This is a genomic window from Saccharopolyspora sp. NPDC049357, from assembly GCF_040677225.1.
Taxonomy (GTDB): domain Bacteria; phylum Actinomycetota; class Actinomycetes; order Mycobacteriales; family Pseudonocardiaceae; genus Saccharopolyspora.
In genome coordinates this window covers 45,811-61,196 of record NZ_JBFAQJ010000005.1, presented here as the reverse complement: position 1 = coordinate 61,196, position 15,386 = coordinate 45,811, and the positions used below count along the sequence as shown (strand labels likewise).

At 71.5% G+C, this 15,386-nt stretch carries 14 protein-coding genes; 3 read left to right on the top strand and 11 right to left on the bottom strand.

Annotated elements, in window-relative coordinates:
- The first annotated feature begins 14 nt into the window (after positions 1-14).
- Complete coding sequence (locus AB0J91_RS06090) at positions 15-659, top strand: GTP cyclohydrolase II (protein ID WP_363864644.1); 645 nt, start codon at positions 15-17, stop codon at positions 657-659.
- On the opposite strand, the gene AB0J91_RS06085 is transcribed toward AB0J91_RS06090, so the two are convergent.
- The 9 genes from AB0J91_RS06085 to AB0J91_RS06045 form a co-directional block, all read right to left on the bottom strand.
- Positions 660-2,135, bottom strand: a complete 1,476-nt coding sequence (locus tag AB0J91_RS06085; protein WP_363787209.1) for an MFS transporter — start codon at positions 2,133-2,135, stop codon at positions 660-662.
- 155 nt (positions 2,136-2,290) lie between these two features.
- Positions 2,291-3,787 (bottom strand): arylsulfotransferase family protein, encoded by a 1,497-nt coding sequence (locus tag AB0J91_RS06080; protein ID WP_363864642.1) that lies wholly within the window; start codon positions 3,785-3,787, stop codon positions 2,291-2,293.
- 254 nt (positions 3,788-4,041) lie between these two features.
- Positions 4,042-4,698 carry a sulfotransferase family protein gene (locus AB0J91_RS06075; protein WP_363864640.1) on the bottom strand — a complete coding sequence of 219 codons (657 nt, stop codon included), beginning with the start codon at positions 4,696-4,698 and terminating at the stop codon, positions 4,042-4,044.
- Positions 4,699-4,729: 31 nt separating this feature from the next.
- The gene (locus AB0J91_RS06070) at positions 4,730-5,998 is read right to left on the bottom strand and encodes a GTP-binding protein (RefSeq protein ID WP_363864638.1); all 1,269 of its coding nucleotides are present in this window, start codon (positions 5,996-5,998) and stop codon (positions 4,730-4,732) included.
- Positions 5,998-6,900, bottom strand: a complete 903-nt coding sequence (cysD, locus tag AB0J91_RS06065) for a sulfate adenylyltransferase subunit CysD (protein WP_363864636.1) — start codon at positions 6,898-6,900, stop codon at positions 5,998-6,000. The genes AB0J91_RS06070 and cysD overlap by 1 nt, the downstream gene beginning before the upstream one ends.
- Positions 6,900-7,652 (bottom strand): 3'(2'),5'-bisphosphate nucleotidase CysQ, encoded by a 753-nt coding sequence (locus AB0J91_RS06060; RefSeq protein WP_363864634.1) that lies wholly within the window; start codon positions 7,650-7,652, stop codon positions 6,900-6,902. The genes cysD and AB0J91_RS06060 overlap by 1 nt, the downstream gene beginning before the upstream one ends.
- Positions 7,649-8,530: a sulfite exporter TauE/SafE family protein gene (locus tag AB0J91_RS06055; protein WP_363864632.1), complete on the bottom strand. Its 882-nt coding sequence runs from the start codon at positions 8,528-8,530 to the stop codon at positions 7,649-7,651. The genes AB0J91_RS06060 and AB0J91_RS06055 overlap by 4 nt, the downstream gene beginning before the upstream one ends.
- Positions 8,515-10,017: an adenylyl-sulfate kinase gene (gene cysC, locus AB0J91_RS06050; protein WP_363864630.1), complete on the bottom strand. Its 1,503-nt coding sequence runs from the start codon at positions 10,015-10,017 to the stop codon at positions 8,515-8,517. Before cysC ends, AB0J91_RS06055 begins: the two co-directional genes overlap by 16 nt.
- 443 nt (positions 10,018-10,460) lie before the next feature.
- Entirely contained in the window at positions 10,461-11,402 is a 942-nt protein-coding gene (locus tag AB0J91_RS06045; protein WP_363864628.1) for a nitroreductase family protein, read from the bottom strand.
- A 218-nt stretch (positions 11,403-11,620) separates the two neighbouring features.
- On the opposite strand from AB0J91_RS06045, the gene AB0J91_RS06040 reads away from it, so the two are divergent.
- The gene (locus tag AB0J91_RS06040) at positions 11,621-12,019 is read left to right on the top strand and encodes a DoxX family protein (protein WP_363864626.1); all 399 of its coding nucleotides are present in this window, start codon (positions 11,621-11,623) and stop codon (positions 12,017-12,019) included.
- Between the two features lie 7 nt (positions 12,020-12,026).
- Here AB0J91_RS06040 and AB0J91_RS06035 read toward each other — a convergent pair whose 3' ends face one another.
- Entirely contained in the window at positions 12,027-13,244 is a 1,218-nt protein-coding gene (locus AB0J91_RS06035) for a cytochrome P450 (protein ID WP_363864624.1), read from the bottom strand.
- A gap of 113 nt (positions 13,245-13,357) precedes the next feature.
- Here AB0J91_RS06035 and AB0J91_RS06030 point away from each other — a divergent pair, with 113 nt between their 5' ends.
- Complete coding sequence (locus AB0J91_RS06030) at positions 13,358-14,218, top strand: alpha/beta fold hydrolase (protein ID WP_363864622.1); 861 nt, start codon at positions 13,358-13,360, stop codon at positions 14,216-14,218.
- Here the strand turns inward: AB0J91_RS06030 and AB0J91_RS06025 are convergent.
- Positions 14,187-15,317, bottom strand: coding sequence for a class I SAM-dependent methyltransferase (locus tag AB0J91_RS06025; RefSeq protein WP_363864620.1), 1,131 nt, complete (start codon positions 15,315-15,317; stop codon positions 14,187-14,189). The two genes, AB0J91_RS06030 and AB0J91_RS06025, sit on opposite strands and share 32 nt — an antisense overlap.
- Between the last annotated feature and the right edge of the window lie 69 nt (positions 15,318-15,386).

Here is a 15,386-nt window from a genome sequence, read left to right as displayed (position 1 = left end):
GACGAGAGGGCCGGATGCACGAGCGAGCCGCCAGGCGCGAGCACACCATCCGTGACGAGGACGTCGCCGAATCGCAGTTGGCGACGCGACGCGCGAACTTCCGCTGCATCGCCTTCCGCGACCCGGTCGACGGGGTCGAGCACCTGGCGCTGGTCCTCGGTTCGGCGAGCGAGGACGTGCTGGTGCGGGTCCACTCGGAATGCCTGACCGGCGACGTCTTCGGCGCTCTGCGCTGCGAGTGCGGTGATCAGCTCCGCCTGGCCCTCGACCGGATCGCCGACGAGGGCTCTGGGGTGCTGGTCTACCTGCGAGGTCAGGAGGGGCGCGGGATCGGCCTGGTGGCGAAGGTGCGCACCCAGGTCCTGCAGGACTCGCGGGGACTGGACACCGTGGACTCGGCGACCGCCCTCGGCTATCCCGTCGACACCCGCGACTACGGTCCGGCGGCGAGGCTGTTCCGGCGGCTCGGGGTGCGCTCGGTCCGGCTGCTGTCGAACAACCCGGACAAGGTCCGCGCGCTGGAGACCTCCGGCATCGCCGTCGTTCGTCGCGTTCCGCTGCTCGCCCCGGCCAGCGAGCACAACGTCGGCTACCTCACCGCCAAGCGCGACCGGCTCGCCCACGACCTGCCGCACATCGGCGCGCACGTCCTGGAGTGATCAGCGCGCCCGCCACGGGCCGCCGCGCGCCAGCGACAGGACGAATCCCGCCAGCGCGGCGAGGCCGGTCGCGGCCACGGCCACCGCGAAACCGGTGCGCACGGCCGGGTCGTCGGCGTCCGCCGCGTAGGAGGCCACGCCGGAGGAGCCCAGCCAGGTGGTCAGGATCAGCAGCGCGACAGCGGTTCCGGCGGCCTGGGCGCTGTTGAACAGCATCGAGCGGATCCCGTTGGCCACCGCGCGGCGGTCGCTGCTGACACCGGCCATGATCGAGCCGGTGTTGGGGGCGGTGAACAGTCCCGTTCCCCCTCCGATGAGCCCCAGCCACAACGCCATCAGCACCAGCGGCGCACCGGGTGTCGCCAGCTGACCGGCCAGTCCGGCGGTGCCGAGCACGACCAGCAGCGCGCCGAGGCTGGACAGGGTTCGCGCCGACCAGCGAGACGACAGCCGTCCGCTCAGCGGCGCGCACAGCATCATCAGCAGCGCCAGCGGCATCACCACGAAGCCTGCTTCCAGCGCCGTGCGGTGCTCGACCATCTGCTGGTGCAGGCCCACCAGGACCACGACTCCCGCGCGGCAGAAGGAGTTGAAGAACGCGGCCCCGTACGCCTGGCCGCGTCCAGGTCGGCGCACCAGCTGGAAGTCCAGCAGCGGAGCCGAGATCCGCAGCTCCACCAGCACGAACGCCGTCAGCAGCGCGATGCCCAGCAGGATCGCCGCCGGTACGCGGAGGTCGGTCGCTCCCCACGGCCCGATGCGGTTGATGCCGAACAGCAGCACCGCCAGGCCCGCGCTGGAGAGCACCGCCCCGGCGACGTCGAAGCGCTCCCTCGGGCCGCGTGCGCGCGGGATCTTCGGCAGCAGCCTCGCTCCCAGCACCACGGCCAGGATTCCGATGGGCACGTTGACCAGGAACAAGGCGTGCCAGTCGGCGAAGGTCACCAGCAACCCGCCCAGTGCGGGCCCGATCATCTGGGCGATCGAGGCGGCGGTGATGTTGAGGCTCAGGCCGCGCACGAGGCGGTCCGGCGGGAAGACGTCGGTGAGGATCGCGGTCGTGTTGGTGACGGTGGTGGCCGCCGCGATGCCCTGCAGCACCCGCAGCAGGATGAGCACGGTGGCGTTGGGCGCGAGCGCGCACAGCAGGCTGATCACGGTGAAGCACACGAGACCGGCGAGGTAGATCGTCCGCCGCCCCAGCATGTCGGAGATGCGGCTGAACACCAGGATCGACGCGGTGTTGCTGAGCATGAACGCCACCAGGAACCAGTCGGCGGTGGCGGCGGGAACCTGGAAGGACGCCGACAACGCGGGCAGCGCCAGGTTCAGCGAAGTGGCGTTGACCAGCACCAGCATCAACCCGAGCGTGGTCACGCCGAGCGCCCGCCGGCACCGGCGGCGAACCTCCCGGTCGTCGTCGGCCTGTGGAACCGCCGCATCGCGTCCACTCGCGTCCTGTCCGCGCCTGGTCACGATCAGCACTCCTTCGGGTCTAAAGCATCCTAACCCTCCTCTCGATTCATCCTGGTCACGGTCATCTCCTGGGGCACCACCCGGCGGTTTTGGTCCGAACCGTCCGCTATGCGCGTCCGTTTTGCCCGGTCAGTTCGGACCAGAACCGCCTTCGCTCAGGCGACCTGAACGGCGGCCGACCTGCCGAGCACCGCTCCGCTTCCGTCGAGGGCTTCCACCGCGGCGAAGGCGTGGGAGCCCTGGAAGTCGATCTTGGTTTCGAAGCCGGCCTTCGGAGCGTCCAGGACCGGGGCGAGGTTCTGCTCGTCCGGGCCCGCGAGGACTCGCCAGCCGGTCACCTCCGTGGCGCCGTTCCAGCTGGCGTAGACGCTGGTCACTCCGTCGCCCGGCTTCCCAGCGACCGCCGGGGCGTCGGTGGGCTTGCCGACCCACTGGGAGCGGTAGGCGCGGTAGGAACCCATCGACTCCGCGAAGCGGCCGTGGAACAGCACCTCGTTGTTCGGGCCGAACTCGCTGAAGTACGGCTTGCCGCCCCAACCCACGAACATGTGACCGTTGGGCAGCATCTGGGCGTTGCCCTGGTTGGGCGCCAGCAGCCCCTCCGGGCTCTCCGCGCTGCGCAGCAGCGTCGCCGTCTTGGCCGACTCGTCGACGTTGAGCGTCATGCCGCGCGACTTGCCGCGCCCCGCCGCGTCGGCGTTGTCGAACAGGCTGATCGAGCCGTCCGCGTGCCGGCGGACGTCGTGCTGCCAGGCGAAAGCCGCGTCGTCACCCATCGCGAAATCGCTCTTGCGCCCGCACAACCGCCACTTCACGTCGCCGCTGCGGCGGTCGATGCGGTAGACGGCGTGCGTGCAGCGCGCCGAGACCAGCAGCGCGTCGCCGTCCTCGCAGATCGCGTTGAGGTGGATGTAGTCGTGGAACTCCTCAGGGTCCTTGGGGACCGGGTAGAACGACTCGTCCAGGCCGACGTGCGCCAGGCTGTTCCACTCGAAGACCAGCTCACCGGAGGCGATGTCGATCTCCTGCACGACGTTCTCGAGGACCTTCGAGTTCGGCTGCCCGCCAACGGAAGTCGTGTCCGAACGCACCTCGCGGTAGGCGAGGAGCAGGGCCGTGCCCTGCGGGGTGATGATGAACTCGTGCAGGTCACCGGTCAGCCCGTTGACCGGGGCGACCTCGGCGATGCGCGCGTAGGTCTCGTCCAGGACCACGAACTTGCCGTGGCCGAACCCGGGCGGCACCACGACCTGGCCCTCCCAGAACGTCAGCACCGGTTTTCCCTGGTACTGCTGGACCTTCAGGTCGAAGTTCACGCCCTCGGTCGCCGGGCCGAACCAGACGGCCTGCCCGGTGTCGTCCATCAGCATCGAACCCGGCTGGATGGGCGCGCGCGGGGCGGGCGCGTTGACGTCCATCGTGCTCGCACCGGTGGGCGTGAGCAGCACGTGCCCCGGCTCGGTACCCGCGGCCGGGGTGATGATCTCCATCAGCGGCGGGTGCAGATCAGGACGGCTGACCAGATCGGCGCCCAGGACACCGGCGGACGGCCGGGGCGCGGCCTGCGCCGTGCCCGATAACGCCGCAGGAACCAGAGGCGCTGCGGCAAGCATCCGCAGCACCGATCTGCGGTCCAATTCGTTGGCGGACATGGATCTCCTAAGAGAGAGACTCGAAACTGTTCAAAAATTCGGCGGAGCCACTGCTTCAGATGTGGGACTCAACTCGCACCGCCGCGGGTTCTGAGCGGCTTCGTGGCGAGCACGCCGCGACGCCGATGTCCACCCCCTGGGTAAGCGGAATACATCAGGAGTGGCGCACGGAGACCACGAAGCCGCTGCGCTTTCCCCTTCGGGGGTTTCCGCCACCCGCACCGCCAAGCAGAGAAATCCTCAAACGGTTTTGATCAGGACTCGAACGGTGAGGTGAACTTGCCCTCGCGTTGGGTCTTCTCGACGAGGTCGCGAATCGAGCCGGAGTCGTTGACGTGCGGGAACGCCTGCTCGGGGACCGGGACGTCGAGGAACTCGCACAGCCGGTCCCAGCCCTCGCCGACCTCGTAGACCAGCAGCCGGTCGGCCGGAACGGCTTCCTGCACGGCGGCGTTGTGGGCCTCGAAGACCTTGATGGCGTGCTCGCGGTCGTCGAAGCGGCCGTCGAAGGTGCCGTTCCAGATCATCCGCTCCACGGTCGGCCGCATCCTGGTGCTGAAGTCGTCGTCGGCCGGGGGATCCTGCACGAACTGGTAGATCGTGTTGAAAACGCTGTCGTACCAGCGCTCCGGGTCGCGGACGGTGAGCAGCACCTTCGCGTCCGGGTAGAAGTCCATGAGCTCGCGCCAGAACGTGCAGCCCGGCCAGTCCACTGTGGACTCGAAACCGCCGAGCACGGTCTCCCAGTCGTCGACCTCCCCGTCCAGAGCGCGGTCCCAGTCCTTCGCGCGTTCGGGTTGCGCGATGACCTCGAACATGTGGTAGCACGGCGCGAAGCCGAGGTGCTCCAGCGCCGCCTTCATCGACGCGGTTCCGGTCCGGCCGAAACCGGCTCCGATGATCTTGACCATTGTCACTCCTTCGTCGTGCTGTTCAGGTCTTTCAGCGCGCGTCGGTGATCAGGACGGCACCGACCGTCGCGTGGCCGGACTCGTCGATGAGCACAGCTCCTCCGGTGAACCTGTTGCGCTCGTAGGGATCGCAGAACACCGGTTGCGCGAGCCGCACGGTGATCTCGCCGACGTCGTTGAGCCCCAGCGAATCGGCCGGGCCGCGCTCCAAGGTGGTGACGTCGAGCCGTTCGCGGACCTCGGTGACGATCGCCTTGACCACGCGAGTGGTGTGCTTGAGCAGCAACCGGGTTCCCGGGGTGAGCGGGGTCTTCGGCGACATCCAGCACACCGACGCCGTCAGCTCCTCGGCCGCGGCCGGGGGCTGGTCGACCGCGCAGAGTAGGTCGCCGCGACCGACGTCGATGTTCTCGGCCAGCCGCAACGCCACCGACTGCGGCGCCTGACCGCGTTCCAGCTCCCCGTCGGCGGTGTCGACGGCGACCACGCGGCTGCGCATCCCGGAAGGCAGGTGCAGCACCTCCTCGCCGGGCGCGATCGATCCGCCCGCGATCTGGCCCGCACAACCCCGGTAGTCCTGCTCCTGCGCGCGGATCGCGTACTGCACCGGCAGCCGGAACGGGCCCGCCTCGTCGGCGACCTCGACCTGCTCCAGGTGCTCCAGCAGCGACGGCCCGTCGTACCAGGGCATCGCCGCGGAGCGGTCCACGACGTTGTCGCCGCGCAGCGCCGAGATCGGGATGGCGGTGACCTCGCGCAGGTTCAGCCGCTCGGTGAAGGCCGCGAACTCCTCGGTGATGGCGCGGAAGACGGACTCGTCGTGCTCGACCAGGTCCATCTTGTTCACCGCCAGCACCAGCTGCGGCACGCGCAGCAGGCCCGCCAGGACCGCGTGCCTGCGGCTCTGCTCGGTCAGCCCGTTGCGGGCGTCGACGAGCACGATCGCCAGGTCCGCGGTGGAGGCGCCGGTGACCATGTTGCGGGTGTACTGGGCGTGGCCGGGCGTGTCGGCGATGATGAACGCCCGCCGCGCGGTCTCGAAGTATCGGTGCGCGACGTCGATGGTGATGCCCTGCTCGCGCTCGGCGCGCAGCCCGTCGGTGAGCATCGCCAGGTCGAGCTGCTCGTCCCCGCGCTCCTTTCCGACCACCTCCAGCTGTTCGAGCTGGTCGGCCAGCAGCGACTTGGAATCGTGCAGCAGCCGCCCGATCAGGGTCGACTTGCCGTCGTCGACGGCGCCCGCGGTGGCGAAGCGCAGCAGGCTGTCGGCCGGGGCGAAGACCGGTTCGGTGGTGGTCATCAGAAGTATCCCTCCCGCTTGCGGTCCTCCATCGCCGCCGCGCTGGTGCGGTCGTCGGCGCGGGTCTGGCCGCGCTCGGAGATCCTGGTCGCGGCGATCTCGGCGATCACCTCGGAGACCGTCGCCGCCGTCGACTCCACGGCACCGGTGCAGGTCATGTCGCCGACGGTGCGGAACCGCACGGACCGCTCGACCAGCTGCTCGTCGGCGTCGCGCGGCAGGAACGGGTTGTCGGCCAGCAGCATCCCGTCGCGCTCGAAGACCTTGCGGTTGTGGGCGAAGTACAGCGACGGCAGCTCGACGTCCTCGTGGTCGATGTAGGTCCAGACGTCGCGCTCGGTCCAGTTCGACAGCGGGAAGGCGCGCACGTTCTCCCCGGGGTGGATCAGCCCGTTGTAGAGGTTCCACAGCTCCGGGCGCTGGTTGCGCGGATCCCACTGGCCGAAGGTGTCGCGGAAGGAGAGCATGCGCTCCTTGGCGCGGGCGCGTTCCTCGTCCCGGCGGGCGCCGCCGAACAGCGCGTCGAAGCGGTGCTCGGCGATGGCCTCCAGCAGCGAGGCCGTCTGCAGCCGGTTGCGGCTGGTCAGGCCCTCGGGTTCGGTGGTGCGGCCGGCGTCGATGGACTCCTGCACCGAGGCCACCACCAGCCGCACGCCGAGTTCGGCGGCGCGGCGGTCCCGGAAGTCGAGGACCTCTTCGAAGTTGTGACCGGTGTCGACGTGCAGCACGGGGAACGGGATCGGCGCCGGGGCGAACGCCTTCTCCGCGAGCTTGAGCAGCACGGCGGAGTCCTTTCCGCCGGAGAACAGCAGCGCAGGGCGGTCGCGCTCGGCGACCACCTCGCGGATGAGGTGCACCGCCTCGGATTCCAGCAGGTCCAGACGAGACAGCCCGGCGGGCATCAGCGACTCCCCTCGATTCGGTCGGACAGGGCGGCGAGCAGGTCCACGGCCAGCTCGCGGCGGCAGACCAGCAGGTCGGGCAACCACGGGTCGGGGCGGTCGTAGACGAGTTCGGTGCCGTCGAGCCGACTGGTGTGCAGACCTGCGGCGCGGGCGATGCCGACGGGAGCGGCGCTGTCCCACTCGTACTGGCCGCCGCCGTGCAGGTAGGCGTCGACCTCGCCGAGGACCACGGCGGTGATCTTGGCGCCCGCCGAGCCCATCGGCACCAGTTCGGCACCGATCTCGGCCGCGATCGCGGCGACGAACTCCGGCGGCCTGCTGCGGCTGACCGCGATGCGCGGGCGATCGATGGCGCTCGTCGGCTGCTTCGGGGGTGCGCCGGTGTCCAGCACGATGCCCTGGGCGGGCAGCGCGACGGCTGAGGCGATGACCTCGTGGCCTTCGGCGAGCGCGACGTGCACCGCCCAGTCGGCGCGACCGGGTTCGGTGAACTCGCGCGTCCCGTCGAGCGGATCGACGATCCAAACACGTTCGCCCGGAACGCGTTCCGGTCCGGCCACACCGTGCTCGGACAGCACCGGATCAGCCGGGCGTTCCTGCGCGAGCGCGTCGACGAGCAGCCGGTGGGCCGCGGCGTCACCGGCGTCACCGAGCGCCCGGGGCACCGCTGCGGATCCCTCTCGCAGCTCGACCAGGCGCTCGCCCGCTCGCCGCGCCAGCCGCGCGGCCAGCTCGTGGTCGTCGCTCACCCCACTACCTCCCTGTGATCACTCGCGACGGGCGCCCGCCGCGACGACATCGCGTTGCGCAGCGGTGGGATCACCGCGCCGAGCAGCACGACCAGCAGTCCCGCCGACACTCCCGGCAGGACGTCGGTGCCGATCATCATCAGCCCGGTCGTCACCAGCATTCCACCGAGCAGGACCCGCACCGGCCGGTCGGGAACCCGCGCGGAGATCAGCGATCCCACCAGCACGCCGGGGATCGATCCGGCCAGCAGCGAACCGACCAGTCCGATGTGGACATCACCGGCGAACAGGTGGCCGATCGCCGAGACCAGCACCAGCGGCACCGCCTGGACGAGGTCGGTGCCGACCAGCCGCGCCGAGCTCAGCCCGCGGTTGAGCAGCAGCAGGACCACGATGATGATCGATCCGGAGCCCACCGAGGTCGTGCCCACCACAAGACCGGCGACCGCGCCGAGCAGCACCGTGGGCACCGGGCGCACCCGGGTTCCGTCCGATGTGGAGGGTCGGCGGGAGAGGAGCATCCGGGCGAACAGCGTGATCGCGGCCAGCAGCACGGCGCCGCCCACGATCTCCTTGAGCACCGATTCGGCCCCGCTGCCCAGCGATCCCGCCAGCAACGACCCGGCCGCCGCGGACGGCAGCGAACCCAGGCACAGCCAGCCGACCAGCTCGGGCTGCACCGTGCGACGCCGCAGGTGCACCGCCGCGCCCAGCGGTTTCATCACCGCCGCGGCCACCAGGTCCGAGGACACCGCGGCCAGCGGTGGCACGCCGAAGACCAGCGTCAGCAGCGGCATCGTCAGCGCACCGCCGCCCATGCCGGTCACGCCCACCATCAGGCCGGTGAGCAGCCCTGTCGCCGCTACACCGAGGTCCACGACCGCACCCAGCCCCGTTCGCGCAACAAGGCCACGACGCGTGCCACGGCCTCGTCCTGCGACAGCTCGGAGGTGTCCAGGACGAGGTCGGCGTCGTCGGGGACCTCGTAGGGAGCGGAGACGCCGGTGAACTCCGGCAGCGACCCGTTGCGCGCCTTGCGGTAGAGCCCCTTTCGGTCGCGCCGCTCGCACTCCCCCAGCGGCGTGGCCACGTGGACCAGCACGAACCCGCCCGCCTCGTGGACCATGCGGCGCACCGCGTCCCGGTCGGCGTGGTACGGCGCGATGGGCGCGCAGATCGCCGCGCCGCCGTGGCGGGTGACCTCGGCTGCGACGTAGCCGATGCGGCGGACGTTGCGGCTGCGGTCCTCGGCGGAGAAGCCCAGCCCCTCGCACAGCGTCCGGCGGACCACGTCGCCGTCGAGCAGCGTGACCGCGCGGTGATCGTGCCTGCTGAGCTCGTCGCGCAGCGCCCGCGCCAGCGTCGACTTGCCCGCACCGGACAGACCGGTGAACAGGACGGTGAACCCGCGCGCGGTCAGCGGCGGGTGGAGCCTGCGCTGCTGCTCGGCGATGGCGGGCGTGGTGAACCAGTCGGGCAGTTCCGCGCCGCGGTCGAGGAGTTCGCGCAGGCCCTCGTCGCTGAGACCGGGACGGCATTCGGCGGGGGCGACCTGCGCGGCGGGACGCCAGCGGTCGGCGTGGTCGCGCACCACCTCCGGCGGTTCGAGCACCTGGACGGGAGCCTGTTCGAGAGGGCTTTCCGAGATCAGGTGGGTGGCGCCGTAGGCGACGGCGACGTGCGCGGCGAGCAGGGCGTCGCGCTTCGGGTCGGCGCGGCGCGCCAGCGGGACCGGGACGATCGTGGCGCCCTCGGGCAGTTCCGGGCGGGCGGCCATTACCGACTGGACCAGCGCTTCGGGCCGCGGGCCGGTCATGCGCGGCAGGATCAGGACGTGCGCGTCGAGCTCGCCGGCCAGCTGGCGGATCTGGGCGAGCTCGCGGTGGTGCAGCGGGGCCTCGGGCAGCACGCCGAGCACGGGTGCGGCCGGGAGCGCGGCCCGGACCTGCTCGGCGGGCGGCCGCATCCGGCGGAGCACTCCGGCGGGCTCCTCGGCGGCCACGAGCGGGCCCGCCGGGTGCGCGCCGGTCTCGTCGGACCACGGGGTTTCGTTGCGGAGCACCGCGACCGGGGCGCCTTCGACGTCGCGCAGCTCGATCTCCTCGGCCGCGGCGACCTCCTCCGGGACCGTCAGGGTGATCGGCTCGGGCCAGGGCACGTCGACGTCGAGGCGTTGGCGGGTCCGCACCGACTCGACCTCGTCGGCGGTGAGGAATCCGCGCAGCGGCGGGAACGCGCCGTCCAGCAGCAGTTCCACATCGGACAGCTCGGCGGGTTCGGGCACCCAGATCGCGCGGCGTTGCGGACCGGCGGAGACCTCCGTGCTCCCGCCCGGACGATCGGCATCCGTTCCGTTCGCGCTCACAGGCACCTCTGTCCTCTGATCGAGGGACGAATCGGTCCATCCCGTGGGACATCTGGATCCATACGGTGACCGACCCGCCCCCGGACGGAGAAGCCCGGTGACCAATACTCGCCAGTTCTGATTTTTCCCAGGAGGAGAACCGAATTCAGGCCGCGCGACCTGCCACAACCCGACAAAGCTCGCCCTCCGGGACAGCAACGGAACCAGTGGACGCGCGCGCACGGAGGAACGCGCACCGGCATGCAGCGGACGTCAACGGAGGGTCATCTCCCGTTAACGGAACAGGCGGATTTTCCCGTTTTCACGCCCGGGACTCGGGCCCGGCGTCGAGGCTCTCGGCAGCGGGCGGTTTTTGATCCGCACCGACCGGGCGAAAACGACATCGATCGCGGGCGGTTCGGACCAGAACCGCCCGCGATCGTCGACCCCGAACCGCGGTGCGCTCAGGACTCCTTCGGATAGCCGAAGCGCATGATCGCCTGGGGGATGAGGGACGTGCCGAGGCGTTCGGCGAGGCCGGTGCGGATCTCCGGCACGTGCAGCGGCTGGGTCATCATCGACACCGACAGGCCGGATCCGGCGGCCTCCAGCCACGCCCGCTCGACGGCTTGCCCCGCGCGCAGGTGGTCGATCGCGCGGTCGCCGCGCGTGCCCACCAGCAGCACCGCCTCCTCGCGGAGGAGCCGCGCCAGGACGGTTTCGTCGGGCAGGTGCGTGGTGATGGCGGTCAGCCCGGCCGCAGCCAGGCCGCTCAGCCCCTCGGACTCGCTCCGCAGCCGCTTGCCCCCCGGCGTCACCCACCCGGCCAGCTCGCGGGTGTAGCCGGCATCGGCCTGGAACGCGGTGGCCGATCGGCTCAGCATCCCCGCGACCTCGGCGGCCTCGGCGTCGGAGTTGATCCAGCGCCCGCCGCAGCGGGTGCCCGCGGCGGCGTCCCAGATCTTCTCGCGGAGCAGCTCCGGCACCGGTTTGCCCGAGAACGGCGCCCGGTGGCTGCGGCGCTCCGGGATCGCGCGGGCCCAGCTCGCCTCCCGCGGGCTCGGCTCGGCGGGCTCACCGGCGTTGACGGCCGCGGAGACCAGACCCCCGGAGGCCCCGAGCTCGACCTGCGCGCTCCACCCCAGGCTCCGCACCGCCAGCACCAGGTTCATCAGCGCCGCACCGCACGAGATGCGCTGGTCACGGCCCTCCGGGTCGTGCTGCATCCGCCTCGCCGGGTCCTCGCGCAGCACGGCGGTGCGGCGGTGCAGCGTCAGCGACCAGGGCCGGCTGTTGTGCACCGACGGAGCGCGCGAGACCGCCTCGCCGAGCTCCCCGATCTCGGCTGGCGACCACTCGACCTCCGGTGCCCGAACGCCCGTGCGAGCCGTCTGCGCGACGCCCATCTGATTCCTCCCCCGACTGGATCCGCCCTGGTCAGGACGGCACGGTCGCCGAGCGCACCGCGCCCCGACCGACTCCGAGACTCCCGGCCACCAGGCGTCCCGCACAGGGGACAAAGTCCCGACCATCCGGACACCGCGCCCCGTTCAGCCGGGGTGTGGGCGGTTGGTGTGACCTATCTCGTCCCTCGCACCGGGCCAGGTCAACTATGTTCGGCGGCATGACCTCACGCCCGGCACCGCTGGACCTCCCGATCGTCGGACTCGCCGCGCTGTTCGCCACCTCGGGGACGTTGCACCTGGTCAGACCCCAGATCTTCGAGCCGCTGATCCCGTCCGCGCTGCCCGCTCCCCGCCGGGTCGTGGAGATCTCCGGAGTCGCCGAGCTGGCGTGCGCCGCCGGGCTGCTGCACCCGCGCACCCGCGGCGCCGCAGGGCTCGCCAGCGCCGCGCTGCTCGCCGGCGTCTTCCCCGGCAACGTCAAGATGAGCGTGGACGCGGGCAAGCGCGCGAAGCGCAAGGGCGGAGCCGCGCCGGCGGCGTTCTTCGCCGGCACCGTCGCCCGGCTGCCCTTGCAGTGGCCGATGATCCGCACCGCGCTGCGCGCGGCCAAGCGCTGAACCGGGCTCAGAACGCGCAGGGAAGCTCCAGCACCCCGTTGACGAAGCTGGTGCGCTGGCGGACCGGCTCGGCGGTGGCGTGGATGTCGGGCACCCGGGTGAACAGCTCCCGCAGCATCAGGTCGATCTCGCGTCGCGCCAGGTGCGCGCCCAGGCAGAAGTGCGGCCCGCGCGAGCCGAAACCGAGGTGAGGGTTGGGATTGCGCGTGATGGTGAACCGGTTCGGGTCGACGAAGACGGTCTCGTCCCGGTTGGCCGACACGTAGTACATGATCAGCCGGTCACCGGCGCGGAAGCGGTTGCCGAGCAGGTCCACATCGCCGGTCGCGGTGCGCCGCATCCAGTTGACCGGTGTCGCGTAGCGGACGACCTCCTCGATCGCGGCGGGCATCCGCTCGTCGAGGTCGGACAGCAGCAGGTCGCGCTGTTCCGGGTGCTCGGTGAACAGCGCCAGCGCGTGCGAGAGGGCGTTGCGGGTGGTCTCGTTGCCCGCGACGACCAGCAGCACGAAGAACTTGCCCAGGTCGGCGTCGCTGAGCGCTTCGCCGTCGACGTCGCCGTGGACCATCGCGGTGACGATGTCGTCGGCCGGGTTCGCCCGGCGGTCGCGGGCGAGCTCACCCATCAGCTCGTGCATGAACCGCACGTTGTCGACCAGCACCGCCGTCCGGGGCTTGCCGCTCGGGTCCTGGTGGTCCGGGTCTCCGATGCTGGAGATGAGCGCGTTGGTCGCCTCGACGACCTCGGGCCGGGCGGATTCGGGAACGCCCATCATCCGGCACACGATCTCCAGGGGCATCGGCATGGCGACCTCGGCGACGAAGTCGCACGGCCCCCGCTGCACCAGCGCGTCGACGATCTCGGTGGCCAGCCGGGCGACGTCTTCGGTCGCCCTGGAGATCATCCTCGGGGTGAAGGCGCGGGCGACGATGCGGCGCAGCCGCGCGTGGCGCGGGTCGTCCGTGCTCAGCATCGACCCCAGCAGCCCGGCCACCTCCGGCGGCGGGTCGTCGAGGCTGGCGGCGATGGGCTCCGAGCTGAACGCCTGCGGGTTCCGGCTGGCCTCGGCGATCTGGTCGTAGCGGGTGATCGCGTAGAAGCCGGGGCCGTCGTCGCGCGGGCAGAACACGGGTCCGTCGGCCGCGCGGAGCGCCGCGAACGTCGTGTCCCGTTCCGAGGGCGGTTGGGCCCAGAAGTCGAGAGCGGAAAGATCGATCGTGGTCATCGTGTCTCCCAAGTCGATCACCAACGCTAGGCGCACCCGCTTGCACTCGGCTTTCACCGGCGGGATCGATCCACCATCGCAGCGGGGGCTCCCAGCGGTTAGCGTCGCGAGGCATGACCCCTCGCGAGCGCACCGTCTCCCTCCCGACGCACGACGTCGGGGTCCTGGAGTGGGGGCCGGTGGACGGTGAACTCCTGGTGGCGCTGCACGGTTTTCCCGACACCGCGTGGACGTGGCGCGCGGTCGGGCCGCTGCTGGCCGAGGCCGGGTACCGGGTGGTGGCGCCGTTCCTGCGCGGCTACGTGCCCTCGGACGCGCCGATCGACGGCGACTACTCGGTGAGCGCGCTCGCCGCCGATGCCGTCGCGCTGCACGAGCGCCTCGGCGGCGACTCCTCGACCGCGCTGATCGGCCACGACTGGGGTGCGATCACCGCGGGTGCGCTGGCCGCCGACCCGTCCTCGCCCTACGCGCGCGTCGCCCTCCTGGCGGTGCCTCCGCTGGCCTGGATGAACCCGACCCGGGCGGTGGCACGGACCTGGCTGTCGGGGCTGGTCAGGCAGCCGCTGCACTCCTGGTACATCGCCTACAACCAGGTCCCCGGCCTGGCCGAGCGGAACTTCACCTGGCTGGCCCGGCGCCTGTGGCGGACGTGGTCACCGGGGTACGACGCGACCGACGACCTCGCCCACCTCGCGCGCGCCGTCCCCGACCAGGCCCGGGCGAAGGCCGTCGTGTCCTACTACCGAGCCCTGGCCTCGCGCGGCAGCCGAGCGGCTCTCGCCGAACCCCGGAGCCCGCTGCTCTACCTCCACGGCGACCGGGACGGCGCCATCGACCCGCGTTTCTTCGCGGTCGCGCGGTCCCGCGTCGCACCGCCGTCGCGCGCCGCGCTGCTGTCTGGGGCGGGGCACTTCCTGCAGCTGGAGAAGCCGGCCGAGGTCACCGGCCACCTGCTGGACTTCCTGCGCTGAGCCGCCACAGCGACGTGATCTCCTCGCGCCGGGCCTGGTGGAGCGGGTCGGTGGTGTCCGACGCCTTGGGGTGGCTCGGCGCGGTGTCGTAGCGGGCTCGCACGTCCAGTCCCGCCGCGGCTATGCGGTCGAGCAGCTCGGCGCGGGTCCGCAGGCCCAGCCTTTCGGCGAGGTCGGAGAGCACCAGCCAGCCCTGGCCACCGGGGTTGAGGTGCTCGCGGAGACCGTCGATGAACCGGTGCAGCATGTCCGAATCCTGGTCGTAGACACCGAGTTCCAGCGCCGAGGTGGGTCGCGCGGGAATCCAGGGCGGGTTGCACACGGCGACGTCGGCACGTCCGCTCGGCCACAGGTCGGCCTCCTCGACCGTGACCCGCTCGGCGAGGCCGAGCCGGTGGATGTTCGCGCGGGCGCACACCACGGCTCGCGGGTTGATGTCGGTGGCCACCACGCGCGCACCGCGCCTGCCGAGAACCGCTGCGAGCACACCGGTTCCGGTACCCAGGTCGAACGCGACCGGGGGCTCGGCCGGAAGCGGCGCCTCGGCGACGAGAGCGACGTACTCGCTCCGGACGGGTGCGAAAACGCCGTAGTCGGGGTGGATCCGCTCGCCGAGCGCGGGAACGTCCACGCCCTTCTCGTGCCACTGGTGAGCGCTGATCACCCCGAGCAGTTCGGGCGCGGACACGCACATCGGTTCGCCGGTGGGCGGGCCGTAGGCGTGCAGGCACGCCTCGCGCACGTCGGGTGCGCGTTGCAGCGCCAGCGCGTGGTCGGGCTCCAGCACCAGCAGCACCCGGCCGAGCAGTTCCGCCCGCTCGGCGCGCGCGGCGCGGTGCGCGCGGAACAGCGACGCGGTGTCGCCCTCGGGCGCGGGGCGGCGGCGCAGGCGGCGGTCCAGGTCCTGCACGAGGCGGCGTGCCGCGTGGAAGTCACCGCGCCAGAGCATGGCCGTGCCCGCTTCGGCGGTGCGGTGGGCGGCTTTGGCCGTGGTGCGGTCGTCGACGACGACAACGCTGGTCGGCGCGGGGGCCGAGTTCTCGGAATGCCAACGGGCGGATTTCGGTGATCCGTTCTCGGACCAGCTGATCGTGGCCATTGCCTGCTCCTGCGGGGACGAAGGTGCCTCGGGTCGGGCAGCTCTTCGTCGCAGGAGCGGCGATCACCT